Here is a 13151-nt window from a genome sequence, read left to right on the forward strand (position 1 = left end):
CGAGGATGCCGATTGGTCCCGGCGGACCTCGCATCCGCCGCCGTCAGGTCGCGGACGGGGACGGGGACGGCCGCGGCCCGGCATGCTAGTGTCGCCTGACGCGATCCGGCTCTGCCGCCCTGCCGCGACGCCGAGCCAAGGCTACGGGGCGACCATGAATCCGAAGGTCAACCCAAAAAACGCGCCGGTCGGAAGCCAACGCACCCCCGGGCGCGAGATCGAACCACCCGGCACAAGGGGCGCCGGCGGCCACGGCCCCGGACGTGGACCCATCGCGACCGATGCCAACCGCTCCGAACTCCGCCAACTCGTCACCGGCCTGAGCGAGGGCGTGATCCTGGTCGAGCCGGACCAGCGCATCTCCTGGGCCAACGACGCGGCCCTGGCGATGCACGGCGTGGCGGCGCTATCCGACCTCGGCGCGACGGTCGACGCCTACCGCGCGCTTTTCAGCCTGCGTTACCGCAACAACCGTGCGCCCGGCCGCTACCCCATCGAGCGCGTTATGGACGGCGAGACCTTCCGCGACGTCGTCGTCGAGGTCAGGCACGCCGACCGATCCGGTATCGACTTCGTGCATTCCCTGCGCAGCCTCGTGGTCACCGACGCGGGCGGCCGCCCGACCTTCCTGGCGCTAATCATCAAGGACATCTCGGCACAATTCGAGGCCGAGGAGCGCTTCGAGAGCGCGTTCGCCGCCAACCCCGCCCCCGCCGTGATCGTCCGCCTGACCGACCTGCGGCTGGTCCGCGTGAACACGGGGTTCCTGGAAATCACGGGTTACGTGCGCGACAAGGTCCTCGGGCGCAGCGTGTACGAGGTCGACCTCCTCGCCGACGCCCACGGGCGCGAGAGGGCGTTGGAGCACCTGAACGCCGGAGAGCCGATCCCCCATCGCGAGGCGTTCCTGAAGCGCCCGGGCGGCGGCACGCACGCCGTGATCGTCGCCGGCCAACCCATCGAGATGGGCGACGTCGCCTGCATGCTGTTCACCTTCGCGGACCTGGAACCACGTCGCAAGGCGGAGACCGCCCTGCGCCAGAGCGAGGAGCGCTTTGCCAAGGCGTTCCGGCTCACCCCGGTTCCGACCGTGCTGACCCGCGCGAGTGATCACACCGTGACGGGCGTCAACGAGGCGTTCGTCCGGGTGTTCGCCCGTGCCGAGGGGGATACCCTCGGGCGGACGGTCGCCGAGACCGGCCTCTGGGTCGACGACGCCGCTCGCGAACGGTTCGAGGCGACCCTGGCTCACGAAGGGTCCGCCCTCGGTGTCGAGACCTGCGTGCGCGACGGGGGCGGGACGGCGCTCGATTGCCTGGTCTCGGCCGAGCGCGTGGTCATCAACGGCGAGGATGCCGTGCTGGCCGTGCTGCAGGACATCACCGAGCGCAAGCGTTCCGAGCGCGAGCTGTACTCGGCCATCGAGACGGTGATGACTGACGCCTCCTGGTTCAGCCGCGGCCTCGTCGAGAAGCTTTCGGTCCTACGGAACCCTGGCGAGGGGCCAAAGCCTGTGATGCCCGACCTCACAGCCCGCGAGCGGCAGGTGCTCGACCTGATCTGCCGGGGACAGAGCGACAAGGCCATCGGCCAGGCGCTGGTGCTGTCGGGAAGCACGGTGCGCAACCACGCGGCCGCGCTCTACCGGAAGATCGGCGTCAACCGGCGCACCCAGGCCGTGGTCTGGGGCAGGGATCACGGCTTCCCGGCCATGTGACCGGTACATAAAACACCCGAACCGGTACGTTCCGACGATTTGCACGCGGCGGGACCAGGGCCATCTTCAACCACGACGCAAGGCTGGGCATCGACCGGAAAGCGAATGGCCGACGAACCCAAGCCGACGGACGAGCTTAAGCGGACGGACGAGCTCAAGCCGACCCTGGAACAGGTCAGGGCTTCGGTACGGGACGCCCTGGAGAAGCTCACCGGGGATCCCGGCCCCGAACCCGGGATCACGCCGTCGAACCCCAGGGGGAAACGACGCCCGGAACGGAAGCCGGAACCAGACGTCGACTGACGAAAACCTAAACCGCGAATATTCGCCACGAACCAACGTGGAAATATTGCGGTTTGATTAGATGTTAATCGGCGGAACATCGCGGACCCGGGGCGCTTGTCGCGTATCGGGTCCGGTCGTCGAGCGAACGACCACAGGCGGGTTCGGCGGCAGGCAGCCGCCTCACTGCGACCGCCGTGCCAGAGAGTAGCCCACACCCCATCCCGTCCCGCGCGGCCTTGGCACCGACCGAGCGCGCATGCCCGGAGACCGCCCGTGTCCCTCCTCGCCTGGATCGTGCTCGGCCTGATTGCCGGTTTCATCGGCAGCAAGATCGTCAACAACACCGGCCAAGGGCTCGTCGTCGACATCCTGCTCGGGGTCGTCGGCGCCGTCGTCGGTGGCTTCCTATTCAACCAGTTCGGCCAGCCCGGGGTGTCCGGGGTGAACCTCTACAGCCTCCTCGTCGCCGTCGTCGGCGCCGTGGTGGTGCTGTGGCTCTACCACACCCTGATGGGCCGCCGCCGGGTCCTCTGACCCGGCCGAACCCGCTTCCGCCAAACCTTGGCTGAAGTCCGACCCGACCACCCCCGACGAGAGAGTTACCACGATGGCGTTAGCTTCAGACACCACCCGTCCGGCCTACGACCGCGACGTGCCTACAACGAGCTTGGCTACCCCGGCCGAGGACATGCGCACGATGGCGCTGCATTCCATCTCCTGGGGGGCTGTCATCGCCGGCGCCGTGATCGCGCTGGTCGCCCAGGTCATTCTCAACATGGTCGGACTCGGGATCGGACTCTCGACCGTCGACCCGGCCGGCAACGGCACCCCGACGGCGGGCAGCCTGTCGTCCGGCGCCGGCATCTGGTTCGTGATCTCCGGCATCCTCGCCTCCACCGCCGGCGGTTGGCTCGCCGGACGCCTCTCTGGCAAGCCTGCCCGGACCACCACCGCCTATCACGGGCTGATCGCCTGGGCGGTCTCGACCCTGGTCGTCGTGTACCTGCTGTCCTCGGCGGTTGGAGGCATCGTCAGCGGCGCGTCGAGCGCGGTTTCGAGCACGCTCGGTGGCGCCGGCAACCTGATCGGCGGCTCGGTGAAGACCGCCGCGCAGGCTGCGGCCCCGTCGCTGCCGGGCATGGACAACCCGTTCTCGAACATCGAGAGCCAGGTTCGCGGCACGACCGGCAATGACCCCGAGGCCCTCAAGAACGCCGCCGTCAGCGCTATGCGCGCCGCGGTGACCGGCGACGCCGCCCAGCAGAAGGATGCCCAGGAGAAGGCGGCCCAGGCGTTGGCCAAGGCTCAGGGCATCCCGGTCGATCAGGCCCGGACTCAGGTCGCGCAGTACGTGCAGCAGTTCAACGACACCGTCGCCAAGACCAAGGAGCAGGCCAAGCAGGCGGCCGATACTGCCGCCCGCGTCGGCTCGCAGGGGGCGCTCTACGGCGCCCTGGCGCTGATCCTCGGTGCGCTTGCCGCCTTCTTCGCCGGACGCGGTGCAGCGGTCGACCCGGTGCTCACCCGCACCGCCGTCGCCGCCACCACACAGCGTCGAGTCTGATCGTGAACGCCCCCGCCGCCACCGAGCCGTATCGCTCCGGGGCGCAGAACGAGCCGGCGGCGGAGGTTGCCGTCGGCGACGAGGCGGTCCTCCCGCTGATCGCCGAGACCGCCCGCATCGAAAAGCGGGCGGTGGAGACCGGGCGGGTGCGGCTCACGACGCGCACCGAGACGGTCGAGGAGGTCCTGCGCGAGACCCTGCGCAGCGACATGGTCGGGGTCACCCGGGTGGCCATCAACCGGACTCTGGCCGAGGGCGAAGCGCCCCCGGTGGTCCGCGAGGCGAACGGGGTGACGATCATCCCCATCCTGGAAGAGATCCTCGTCGTCGAGAAGCGCCTCGTCCTGCGGGAGGAGGTGCATGTCCGCCAGACCACGGCGGGCGAGGACGTCGAGATGCCGGTGACGCTGCGCAGACAGCACGCCGTGATCGAACGCGTGTCCCCCGAGGGGCACGTCACGGCCCTGTCCCCTGCACCCCCATCGGAGGTCGAACCATGACCCAGACCATCACCGCCATGTACGACACCTACCCCGAGGCGACGGCCGCGAAGGCCAAGCTTGTGGCCATCGGCATCCCCGAGGTTGGCGTCCGGATCCTATCCGGCAGCGAGGCGGGCACGACGACCGGCGCCGCCACGACCCACGAGGGCGGCATGTGGGGCTCGCTGAAGGAGTTCTTCATGCCGGAGGAGGACCGCCACCTCCACGCCGAGGGACTGAACCGCGGCGGCACCATGCTGACCGCGACCGTAGAGGACGGGTACGCCGAGCGTACCTACGACATCCTGGAGGAGCACGGCTCGGTCGACATGGACGAGCGCGAGGCGTCCTGGCGTAAGGAGGGCTGGAACGGGCAGGCTGCGGGCGCGCCGGTCGCGGCCGTTGCTCCCGCATCGACGACTGCCACGAAGGGGCTGCGTGCGGCGGGTTCCACCGAAACCGTCGCGGCTCAGGAGACCGCGCAGGGCACCGACTACATCCCGGTGGTCGAGGAGCGCCTCAACGTCGGCAAGCGCATGGTCGACAGCGGCCGGGTGCGGGTGCGCTCCTATGCCGTCGAGAAGGCCGTGAGCGAGAATGTCACCCTGCACGACGAGACCGTACGCGTCGACCGCCGCGTGGTCGACCGGGCGGTGACGCCGGGGGACATGGCCCTGTTCGAGGACAAGGTCATCGAGGCGACCGAAATGCGCGAGCAGGCGGTGGTCTCGAAGGAGGCCCGCGTCGTCGGCGAGGTCGGCATCCGCAAGGACGCGACCCAGCGGGTCGAGACCGTGACCGACAAGGTACGCCACACCGAGGTCGAGGTCACCGACGAGCGGGGTAACGTCGAGCGTACCGGTACGGCCGGCACCGCCGGGACCGCCCCGCGCAAGCCGGTCTGAGCGCCTGGTCGGGAGGGGTCCCGCGGACCTCTCCCTTCTGACGCGCGAACCCTCGGGCAAGCAACAGGCACGGCCGCCGCCCCATGATCCGCATCACCCGATTCCTTGTCCTCTCCTTCGTCATGGCGGCCGGATCCGCCGGCGCCCAGGGCGACGATGCCGCCACGGGCCATCTCCGGACGTCCTGCTCTGGGGACTATCTCAGCCTTTGCAACGGCATGGACCCGAAGGGCCCGGAGGTGGTCGCGTGCTTCGGCAGGAACATGGGCAAGCTCTCGCCCGGCTGCCGGACCGCCATCGACGAATACAAGGCATCCAAGGGAACCGGTTCGAGGTCCTGAGCCGCCCCGAACCCGTACGTCGAACACCCGAACGGGAGAATGAACATGAGTGACGGCTTCCCCTCCATGACCGCCCTGCTCGGGCTGCTCGCCGTGGCGGGCTACCAGAACAAGGACAAGATCGCCGAGATGCTGAAGGGCGCCTCCGAAGCCAACCCGTCCGGTGCCACGCCTGGCCAACCAGGGCTCGGCGGCATCCTGGGCAACCTCGGTGGTGCCGGTGCCGGTGGACTGCTCGGCGGGGGCCTCGGCCAGCTGATCGAGCATTTCCGCGGCAACGGTCACGGCGAGGCTGCGGACTCATGGGTCCGGCAGGGCCGGAACACCGAGATTCCGGCTGAGCACATGCATTCCGCCCTCGGCTCCGACCTGCTCGCGACCCTGACAAAGCAGACCGGCCTTTCGAGCGACGAACTCCTTTCCAGGCTCTCACGGGAGCTTCCGTCGGCGGTCGACCGCTACACCCCCGACGGCAGGTTGCCGGCGCACTGACGCGCCTCGCGCCTGAGGACATCCCGCACGTCGGTCGGGTCCTTTTCCAACCGCACGCGCCGGTCGACGCGACCGCAACGAGCACCGTGACGGTGCCATTCGAGGAAAACCACCATGGCCAAGACCGCGCACGCCGAGGCTGCCAAGCACCACGAGGCCGCCGCCAAGTCGCACAAGACCGCGGCCGAGCATCACGAGAAGGGCGACGAGACCGCCGCCAAGCACTCGAAGGAGGCCCACGGCCACTCCGAGAAGGCGCACGAAAGCTCGACCAAGGCCCACGGCAAGAGCGCCGGAAAGTAATCGACCCGACCCAATCCCCGGACGCGCATCCCGCGCGTCCGGGAGCAAACCAGGAGAAGAACCATGGACGAGAACCGCATCACCGGCGCCGCGAAGGAGTTCGGCGGCAAGGTCCAGGGCGCCGTCGGCGACCTCACCAGCGACCGCGAGACCCAGGCCAAGGGCGCGGCCAACGAGGCCAAGGGCAACGTCGAGAACTTGTACGGGCAGGCCAAGGACGCCGTGCGCGACGTGGCCGACCAGGCCGGCGACCTCGCCCAGGGCGCGCTCAAGCAGGGTCGCGATGCTTTCCCCGACGCCGAGCGCGCCTACCGCCAGGGCGCCGACACGGTGACGAGCTACGCAAAGGAGTCCCCGCTGATGATGGCGGCGATGGCCGGCGCGCTCGGCTACCTCCTCGCCATGGTCGTCCACGGCCGCCGCTAGGCCCGGGAGCCCATCAAAGTCCTCTCGCAGGTCCGGAGCATCACCGTGAACGATCCCACCCGACCTGCGGGGCCGGCCCCAGCCGCCGATGGCCCTATGCAGGCGGCACGCTCGCCGGCCGGCTTGGCCGATGCCGTGCGCGACCAAGCCGGTGGCTATGCAGACCGGCGCAAGAGCGAGGCGGCCAGCTTCCTGTCCGAACTCGCCCGGGCACTGCGTTCGGGCGGCAAAGAGCTTGACGGACAGACGCAGGCGAAGCCGTTCGTCCACACGGTCGCCGGCAACCTCGATGCGCTCTCGGGTCATGTCGCTCGCCGCGGCTGGCGAGAGCTCTATCGTGATGCCGAGGTAGCCGCGCGTAGCAATCCGCTGGCGACGGCCCTGGTGGTGGGAGCGCTCGGGTACGGTGCCTTCCACGTCCTCCGGTCCGGCGAAGGCGATGCCCGCAAATCGCAGGTTCCTGAGCACAAGCAGGCATGGGGCGGGTATCCGTGAGTGCCGTTCCCCACCCCCCGCCGTCCGGCGGGCTCCAGGGCCTACTCGCCGAAGCACTCCGGGGTGCCGGCGATGTCCTACGGGGCGAGATCGCCCTGTTCCGCCAGGAGATGGCCGACAACCTCCAACGTCTGATCGTCGGCCTCGCTGCGATGGCCGGCGCGGCCGTGTTCGCAGTCGTCGGCTTCCTGGTGTTGGTCGACGCCTTGGTGAAGTGGCTCGCCACCGTCGTCGGCTCGGAGGCGCTCGCCGCCTTGATCGTCGGCGTCGCCTTCCTCGTCATCGGCGTTGTCCTGGCGTTCTTCGCCAGACGCCGGTTCTCGGTCGACGGGCTCGTCCCGACCCGGACGGGCCGACAGCTTCGGCACGACGCCACCGTCATCAAGGAGCGCGTGACGCATGACGAGTGACGCAGATGCCTTGGAACGCGAGATCGAGGAGAGCCGTGGCCGCCTGGACCGGACGCTCGACAGGCTTACGCAGCGCCTCACCCCCACCGGCATCGTCGAGGACATGCTCGGCACCGTCCGCCGCGACGGGACCGGGGCCGACCTCTACGAGGGCGCCCTCGAAGCGGTCCGCCGCAACCCGGTGCCTGTCCTGCTGATGTGCCTCGGCGTGGCGATGCTGCTGAAGGGTGGCGGGCGGCGACCGGCTGCGACCTACCGCGCCGCGCGCGATCCCGACCGGTACGCCGCGGCGGCCGTCACCTCCAACCCGAACCCCGGGGCCACCATCCCGAAGGAATCCCGCTGATGCGCCCGTACGTCGCCGAGTTCGTCGGCACCTTCGTCCTGGTGTTCTGCGGTTGCGGCAGCGCGGTCCTGGCCGCCGACCACATCGGCTATGCCGGCGTCGCCCTCTCCTTCGGTTTCGTCCTGATGGCGATGGTCTACGCGCTCGGACCGATCTCCGGCTGCCACCTCAATCCTGCGGTGACCCTGGGGCTGACGCTCAGCCGCAAGTTCGACGCCGCCCGTCTGCCTGGCTACGTCGCCGCGCAGGTCCTCGGCGGCATCGTGGCGGCCTACGTCCTCTACGTGGTGGCGCAGGGCCATCCCGGCTTCGACGTCTCCTCGGGCTTCGCATCGAACGGCTACGACGTGCGCTCGCCGGGCCACTACAAAGCGAGTGCCGCGTTCATCGTCGAGTTCGTGATGACGGCGCTCCTCGTCCTCACCATACTCGGGGCGACCGACCTGAAGGCGCCGGTGGGTTTCGCCGGCCTCGCCATCGGCGTCGTCCTGGTGGTGATCCACCTCGTCTCGATCCCGGTGACCAACACCTCGGTCAATCCGGCCCGGAGCATCGGCCCGGCCCTGTTCGCCGGCTGGGACGCCGTGGGGCAGCTCTGCCTATTCGTTCTCGCTCCGCTCCTCGGCGGAGCCGCCGCGGCGGGATTGTACTCGACGATGCGTGCCCTCGATCCGGTGCTGCAGATGCCGGTGCGCCAGGCGGTGCAGGCCCTTCCGGCCGAGCTCGAACAGCGACTGGAGAAGGCGGGCATCAAGCCGACCGAGTTCTAGCACCACCTCCCGAGGGACCCGTCGATGACCACCATACGGACGCTGATCCACGCGGGGAGCAACGACGACCGCTGGTTACTCTGCCACGGCGACGACCAGGCCGACGTGTTCGTCTTCCACGAGCCGAACGGACCGTCCGGGGGGGCGCCGTCCCGGATCGAGCTTACGAGCTTCCTGGCTTCCGGGAACGGATCGCCCGAGCACCGCGCGCTCCTGACGATGATCGGCTCCCTGGTCGAGGCGGCACATGCGGGCTCGGCCCCGCCCGTCCGTGGACCCGAGCCCGGAGCCGCAGGTGCCGAACCGACCCCGGGCGAGGCCGCCTCCTCGATCTGACCCCAAACCCCTCCAAGCCCGCGAGACCGCCATGGCCATCGACTATCGCCCGGAACTGCGCCGACCCCTCCCGTTCAGCCTCGCCGTCGTGGCGGCGGTTCTCCTGGTCTGGCTCGTCGTGGCGTCCATCGCCGGCGCCAGGCAGCGGACGACGAGGGACCACCGCATCGGTGATCTGGAAGCCCGGCAGACGGCGCTCCAGGGTGACCTCGACCAGCAGCGGTCAACCGCCGGCACTTTGGCCGCGCTCCAGGCCAGGATCGCCTCGGCCCAGCAGCAGGACCGGGACGCGACCCAGGCCGGCGAGCAGGCCAAGGCGAAGGCGGCGAACCTCGCCTCGGAGCGACAGGCGGCGGAGGGGAAGGCGACCGAGGCGAAGTCCGCATCCGAGGCCGAGGCCAGGAAGCTGGCCGACCTTCAGGCGCAGGTCGGCCAGGCCGAGCAGAAGCTCGCGCCGATGAAGGAGGCCATCACCGCGGCCGAGCAGGCGGCGTCCGCCCGGACGAAGGAGCTCGCCGACGTCGGGCGCCGCCTTGAGGATACGCGCCAGCAGGAGGCCAAGCTGCGTGCCGACATCGCCGCCATGTCCCAGGAGGCGACCGCCAAGACCGCTGACTTGGCCAAGGCCGAGGAGAGCCAGCAGAAGGCCCGCGAGGGCTCGGCCGCGGCGCAGAAGGAACTTGCGGACGCCCGTACCGCCACGGAGCAGTCGACGAGGCAGCGGGGCGAGCTGGAGCAGGCCATCGCCGGCCTCGACGCCAACAAGGACAAGCTGACCGCCGAGATCACCCAGGCCGGCCAGCAACTGCAGCAGGCCAAGGACGGATTGGCGTCGACCCGGAAGGATCTCGCCACGACCCAGGCCGAGCGGGACCGGGTCATCTCCGAGCGCGGTCAGGCCGAGCAGGCCATCCAGAAGCTGACGGCCGACCGTGACGGGGCGACCGCAGCGGTGGAAGCGCTAAGGAAGCAACAGGCCGACGCCCAGGCGCAACTCGCCTCCCTGACCGAGACGCTGGCCACGCGCAACAAGGAGATGGCCACCCTCGAAGACCGGCTCGGGATGACCCGCCAGGAACTCGCGGCAGCCCAGGCTAAGCTCGCGGAAGCCCGGCAGGGGCTCTCGGACCAGCCCCCGGCCATGACGGTGCAGCCCGTTCCGTCCCAGTCTCCGGCGCCCACCACCGTACCGAAGGCGGACTGAACCGGCACATCGTCGATACACCTCGACCTACCCGAAGGGCGAAGACTTGCATTTCCTCGGAATCGACTGGGTCGGCGTCAACGCCGAGAACGGGCGGAAACTCGTCCTTTCGCTCGTGTTCATCGCGGTGGTCGTCGGCGGTGGCATGGGCCTTCGGGCGCTGGTCGGGCTAGTCCTGACCCGCACCGACCATTCCACGCTCCAGACCAAGTTCTGGACGCGCCAGGGCATCAGCCTGCTCGCGGCGGTGCTGCTGGTCCTCGGGCTGCTCTCGATCTGGTTCAACGACCCGGCCCGGCTTGCCACCGCCTTCGGACTGCTCTCGGCCGGCCTCGCCTTCGCCCTGCAGCAGGTGATCACGTCGCTCGCCGGCTACTTTGTGATCCTGCGCGGCTCGACCTTCACGGTGGGCGACCGCATCACCATGGGCGGCGTGCGTGGAGACGTGCTGCGCCTCGGCTTCATCCAGACCACCATCATGGAGATGGGCCAGCCCCCGGCGGTCCAGGGCAGCAGCCCGGCGATGTGGGTCAGGAGCCGCCAGTTCACCGGCCGCATCGTCACCGTGAGCAACGCGCAGATCTTCTCGGAACCGGTGTTCAACTACACCCGCGACTTCCCCTTTATCTGGGAGGAGATGGCTATCCCCATCACCTACGAGTCCGACCGCCTGAAGGTCGAGGCGATCATGCTCGCCGCCGCGCGCCGGCACGCCCTCGACGCCACCGCGATGGCCGGGGAGGCCAAGGCGCGGCTGCAGGACCGTTTCGGGGTCGAGCCGGTCGATCTGGAGCCGCGGGTGTTCTTCCGCATCACCGACAACTGGCTGGAGCTCACCGTCCGCTTCATCCTCGGCACACACCAAATTCGTGGGGCCAAGGACGCGATGAGCCGCGAGATCCTGGCCGGCCTGGACGACGCCGGCATCGGCATCGCGTCGGCGACCTACGACATCGTCGGGCTACCGCCGGTCGAGCTCGCCGGTCGGCGCCGCATGGGGCGTGCCGCCGCCTCTTCGGAGACTGCCGAGTGACGACCACGATTCCGTTCCTGGCTGCCCTGGCGGCGGTAGTGCTGGCGCTCGTCCACGTCGTGACGCCTACCTTGCGTTTCCTCGACGGTTCGCCCCGAAGCATCTGGCTGTCGGCCGCCGGCGGGGTCGCGGTGGCCTACGTCTTCGTCCACTTCCTGCCGGAATTAGCCGATGGCGAGGCCAGCGTCGGCCGGATGGCCGGCGGCACCTTCGGGGGCTTTTCGGAGCGGCATGTCTACCTGATCGCGCTTGCCGGCCTGATGGCCTTCTACGGATTGGACCGGTTGGCGAAGGTCGACCGATCACGCCGCGCCGGCCTCGCGGTCACCGATGCCCGGAGTTCCACCGCGGCGTCCGACGTCGGCACCGGGGTCGGCGTGTTCTGTATCCACATGGCATCCTTCGGCCTCTGAAACGGCCTCGTCGGGTACCTCCTCCTGCACCGCGAGGTCATGACCTTCGCCTCCCTGGCCTTCTTCACGGTGGCCATGTCGCTGCATTTCGTGGTCACCGACTACGGCCTGAACGAGGACCACAAGGCGGCCTACCGCAGGATCGGCCGCTGGGTCCTGGCCGCCGCCGTGCTCGCGGGGTTCGCGCTCGGCGCCCTGACGACCGTGTCCGATGCCGCAATCGCCGCGCTGACCGCCTTCCTCGGCGGCGGCGTGATCCTCAACGTCTTGAAGAACGAGGTGCCGAGCGAGCGGCAGAGCCGGTTCTGGGCCTTCGCGCTGGGAGCGGCCGGGTATTCCGCGTTGCTTCTGACGCTTTGAGCCGTCCTCTCGGAACACGGGCACGGCTCATGCAGACCTCGATGGTCGCCGCCGAGCGGGACGGGACGACGGGACTCGATTCACGGGGATGAGCATGAGGATCAGGACGGGGTACACCATCGGCTACGACACGTTCGGGCCGACGCCGATCATCTACCAACTCGACGTCCATCCGTCGCGGGCCCACGACCTGCTGTCCTCGGATGCGATGCGGGTCGACCCGCCGGTTCCGATGCGGAAGTACACCGACGCGTTCGGCAACACCTGCGTGAGGCTGCTCTCGCCCGGCGGGCGGGTCACCGTCTCGGCCGACTTCCTGATCCACGACAGCGGCGAGCCCGACGCCTACGCCCCCGACGCGCGGCAGATCCCGGTCCAGGACTTGCCGGACGAGGTGTTGATCTATCTCCTCGGCTCGCGCTACTGCGACACCGACAAGCTCGCCGGTACCGCGTGGTCGCTCTTCGGCGGGGCGCCCGAGGGGTGGGCGCGGGTCGCGGCCATCGTGACGTGGGCGCACGAGCGCATCCGGTTCGACTACCAGCTCGCCGATGCGACGCGGTCCGCGTTCGACGGGTTCAACCAACGCGTCGGCGTCTGCCGCGACTTCGCCCACCTCGCTGTGACCCTGTGCCGATGCATGAACTTCCCGGCGCGCTACTGCACGGGCTACCTGGGTGACATCGGCGTTCCGGTCGATCCGAACCCGATGGACTTCTCTGCGTGGTTCGAGGTGTTCCTCGACGGTCCCGAGGGGCCGCGATGGTATACCTTCGACGCCCGCCATAACGCCCGCCGGATCGGACGCATCGTGATCGCCCGCGGTCGGGACGCCACCGACGTCGCGATCTCGACGAGCTTCGGCACGGCGCTGCTGGCGCAGTTCGACGTGCACACGGTGGAGGTTGCCGACGAGGCCACGACGGAGCCCCATTCGGGTGCTAGGTCGCCGGCATCCTCGGAGGCCTGAACCGCGGTGACGCCGGAACCTCATCCCACGGCCGGTCCGGCGTCGCATGCGAACCGCCGGTGGGGGCACTCGCATTCGATGGAGGGACGGCCCTTGATCCCCGGCACCACGTCCCGCACCGTCACGCCCGGCGAGGCCATCGCGCTGTGGCATCTGAGGTTGGCCATGCAGGCCGGCAACGACAACATGCCGATGACGGGGCGAGGCCTCGCCTTGGGTGCGGCGCTCGGCGTCCCGCTCGCCTCGACGGCCGCCTTGGCTGCCTGCGTCCGCTTCCTGCTCTAGGCATCCGCATACAC

General features: G+C 69.5%; 21 protein-coding genes. All 21 read left to right on the forward strand.

Annotation, left to right across the window (positions count from 1 at the left end; translation table 11 throughout):
- Positions 1–271 precede the first annotated feature (271 nt).
- The 21 genes from MKK84_RS23910 (at position 272) to MKK84_RS24010 (ending at position 13137) form a co-directional block, all read left to right on the forward strand.
- The gene (locus MKK84_RS23910) at positions 272–1717 is read left to right on the forward strand and encodes a helix-turn-helix transcriptional regulator (RefSeq protein WP_243924451.1); all 1446 of its coding nucleotides are present in this window, start codon (positions 272–274) and stop codon (positions 1715–1717) included.
- 105 nt (positions 1718–1822) lie between these two features.
- The gene (locus MKK84_RS23915; RefSeq protein WP_243924378.1) at positions 1823–2020 is read left to right on the forward strand and encodes a hypothetical protein; all 198 of its coding nucleotides are present in this window, start codon (positions 1823–1825) and stop codon (positions 2018–2020) included.
- 255 nt (positions 2021–2275) lie between these two features.
- Positions 2276–2536, forward strand: a complete 261-nt coding sequence (locus MKK84_RS23920; RefSeq protein WP_243924379.1) for a GlsB/YeaQ/YmgE family stress response membrane protein — start codon at positions 2276–2278, stop codon at positions 2534–2536.
- Positions 2537–2609: 73 nt separating this feature from the next.
- Positions 2610–3566 carry a PhnA-like protein gene (locus MKK84_RS23925; RefSeq protein WP_243924381.1) on the forward strand — a complete coding sequence of 319 codons (957 nt, stop codon included), beginning with the start codon at positions 2610–2612 and terminating at the stop codon, positions 3564–3566.
- Between the two features lie 2 nt (positions 3567–3568).
- Positions 3569–4066, forward strand: a complete 498-nt coding sequence (locus MKK84_RS23930; RefSeq protein ID WP_243924383.1) for a YsnF/AvaK domain-containing protein — start codon at positions 3569–3571, stop codon at positions 4064–4066.
- Positions 4063–4953 (forward strand): YsnF/AvaK domain-containing protein, encoded by an 891-nt coding sequence (locus tag MKK84_RS23935; RefSeq protein WP_243924386.1) that lies wholly within the window; start codon positions 4063–4065, stop codon positions 4951–4953. Before MKK84_RS23930 ends, MKK84_RS23935 begins: the two co-directional genes overlap by 4 nt.
- A gap of 83 nt (positions 4954–5036) precedes the next feature.
- Positions 5037–5294 carry a 3',5'-cyclic-nucleotide phosphodiesterase gene (locus tag MKK84_RS23940; RefSeq protein WP_147907786.1) on the forward strand — a complete coding sequence of 86 codons (258 nt, stop codon included), beginning with the start codon at positions 5037–5039 and terminating at the stop codon, positions 5292–5294.
- Between the two features lie 45 nt (positions 5295–5339).
- Entirely contained in the window at positions 5340–5786 is a 447-nt protein-coding gene (locus MKK84_RS23945; RefSeq protein ID WP_243924388.1) for a YidB family protein, read from the forward strand.
- A gap of 114 nt (positions 5787–5900) precedes the next feature.
- Positions 5901–6089, forward strand: coding sequence for a hypothetical protein (locus MKK84_RS23950; RefSeq protein WP_243924389.1), 189 nt, complete (start codon positions 5901–5903; stop codon positions 6087–6089).
- Positions 6090–6152: 63 nt separating this feature from the next.
- A complete protein-coding gene (locus MKK84_RS23955) occupies positions 6153–6515 on the forward strand; it encodes a CsbD family protein (RefSeq protein ID WP_147907783.1) in 363 nt (120 codons plus the stop codon).
- Positions 6516–6560: 45 nt separating this feature from the next.
- Complete coding sequence (locus tag MKK84_RS23960; RefSeq protein WP_243924390.1) at positions 6561–7010, forward strand: hypothetical protein; 450 nt, start codon at positions 6561–6563, stop codon at positions 7008–7010.
- Positions 7007–7420, forward strand: a complete 414-nt coding sequence (locus MKK84_RS23965) for a phage holin family protein (RefSeq protein ID WP_243924391.1) — start codon at positions 7007–7009, stop codon at positions 7418–7420. The genes MKK84_RS23960 and MKK84_RS23965 overlap by 4 nt, the downstream gene beginning before the upstream one ends.
- Positions 7410–7766: a DUF3618 domain-containing protein gene (locus tag MKK84_RS23970; RefSeq protein ID WP_243924392.1), complete on the forward strand. Its 357-nt coding sequence runs from the start codon at positions 7410–7412 to the stop codon at positions 7764–7766. Before MKK84_RS23965 ends, MKK84_RS23970 begins: the two co-directional genes overlap by 11 nt.
- Positions 7766–8536, forward strand: a complete 771-nt coding sequence (gene aqpZ, locus MKK84_RS23975; protein ID WP_243924394.1) for an aquaporin Z — start codon at positions 7766–7768, stop codon at positions 8534–8536. Before MKK84_RS23970 ends, aqpZ begins: the two co-directional genes overlap by 1 nt.
- 24 nt (positions 8537–8560) lie before the next feature.
- A complete protein-coding gene (locus tag MKK84_RS23980; RefSeq protein WP_243924395.1) occupies positions 8561–8872 on the forward strand; it encodes a hypothetical protein in 312 nt (103 codons plus the stop codon).
- Positions 8873–8903: 31 nt separating this feature from the next.
- Positions 8904–10076, forward strand: coding sequence for a chromosome partitioning protein ParA (locus MKK84_RS23985; RefSeq protein ID WP_243924397.1), 1173 nt, complete (start codon positions 8904–8906; stop codon positions 10074–10076).
- 46 nt (positions 10077–10122) lie between these two features.
- On the forward strand, positions 10123–11109 hold the full coding sequence (locus tag MKK84_RS23990) for a mechanosensitive ion channel family protein (RefSeq protein WP_243924399.1): 987 nt from the start codon (positions 10123–10125) through the stop codon (positions 11107–11109).
- Complete coding sequence (locus MKK84_RS23995; protein ID WP_243924401.1) at positions 11106–11522, forward strand: hypothetical protein; 417 nt, start codon at positions 11106–11108, stop codon at positions 11520–11522. The genes MKK84_RS23990 and MKK84_RS23995 overlap by 4 nt, the downstream gene beginning before the upstream one ends.
- Before the next feature lie 39 nt (positions 11523–11561).
- Positions 11562–11882 carry a hypothetical protein gene (locus tag MKK84_RS24000; RefSeq protein WP_243924402.1) on the forward strand — a complete coding sequence of 107 codons (321 nt, stop codon included), beginning with the start codon at positions 11562–11564 and terminating at the stop codon, positions 11880–11882.
- 94 nt (positions 11883–11976) lie between these two features.
- Positions 11977–12852: a transglutaminase-like domain-containing protein gene (locus MKK84_RS24005; protein WP_243924409.1), complete on the forward strand. Its 876-nt coding sequence runs from the start codon at positions 11977–11979 to the stop codon at positions 12850–12852.
- A 93-nt stretch (positions 12853–12945) separates the two neighbouring features.
- A complete protein-coding gene (locus MKK84_RS24010; RefSeq protein WP_147907774.1) occupies positions 12946–13137 on the forward strand; it encodes a hypothetical protein in 192 nt (63 codons plus the stop codon).
- The last annotated feature ends 14 nt before the right edge of the window (positions 13138–13151 follow it).

This window comes from Methylobacterium sp. E-065 (assembly GCF_022829605.1).
GTDB lineage: Bacteria > Pseudomonadota > Alphaproteobacteria > Rhizobiales > Beijerinckiaceae > Methylobacterium.

Excerpts from the sequence above, each read along its gene's own strand:
- MKK84_RS23970 (WP_243924392.1), top strand. The coding sequence starts at position 7,410 with ATGACGAGTGACGCAGATGCCTTGGAACGCGAGATCGAGGAGAGCCGT.
- MKK84_RS23980 (WP_243924395.1), top strand. The coding sequence starts at position 8,561 with ATGACCACCATACGGACGCTGATCCACGCGGGGAGCAACGACGACCGC.
- aqpZ (WP_243924394.1), top strand. The coding sequence starts at position 7,766 with ATGCGCCCGTACGTCGCCGAGTTCGTCGGCACCTTCGTCCTGGTGTTC.
- MKK84_RS23945 (WP_243924388.1), top strand. The coding sequence starts at position 5,340 with ATGAGTGACGGCTTCCCCTCCATGACCGCCCTGCTCGGGCTGCTCGCC.
- MKK84_RS24000 (WP_243924402.1), top strand. The coding sequence starts at position 11,562 with ATGACCTTCGCCTCCCTGGCCTTCTTCACGGTGGCCATGTCGCTGCAT.
- MKK84_RS23925 (WP_243924381.1), top strand. The coding sequence starts at position 2,610 with ATGGCGTTAGCTTCAGACACCACCCGTCCGGCCTACGACCGCGACGTG.
- MKK84_RS23955 (WP_147907783.1), top strand. The coding sequence starts at position 6,153 with ATGGACGAGAACCGCATCACCGGCGCCGCGAAGGAGTTCGGCGGCAAG.
- MKK84_RS24005 (WP_243924409.1), top strand. The coding sequence starts at position 11,977 with ATGAGGATCAGGACGGGGTACACCATCGGCTACGACACGTTCGGGCCG.
- MKK84_RS23915 (WP_243924378.1), top strand. The coding sequence starts at position 1,823 with ATGGCCGACGAACCCAAGCCGACGGACGAGCTTAAGCGGACGGACGAG.
- MKK84_RS23935 (WP_243924386.1), top strand. The coding sequence starts at position 4,063 with ATGACCCAGACCATCACCGCCATGTACGACACCTACCCCGAGGCGACG.
- MKK84_RS23950 (WP_243924389.1), top strand. The coding sequence starts at position 5,901 with ATGGCCAAGACCGCGCACGCCGAGGCTGCCAAGCACCACGAGGCCGCC.
- MKK84_RS23940 (WP_147907786.1), top strand. The coding sequence starts at position 5,037 with ATGATCCGCATCACCCGATTCCTTGTCCTCTCCTTCGTCATGGCGGCC.
- MKK84_RS23985 (WP_243924397.1), top strand. The coding sequence starts at position 8,904 with ATGGCCATCGACTATCGCCCGGAACTGCGCCGACCCCTCCCGTTCAGC.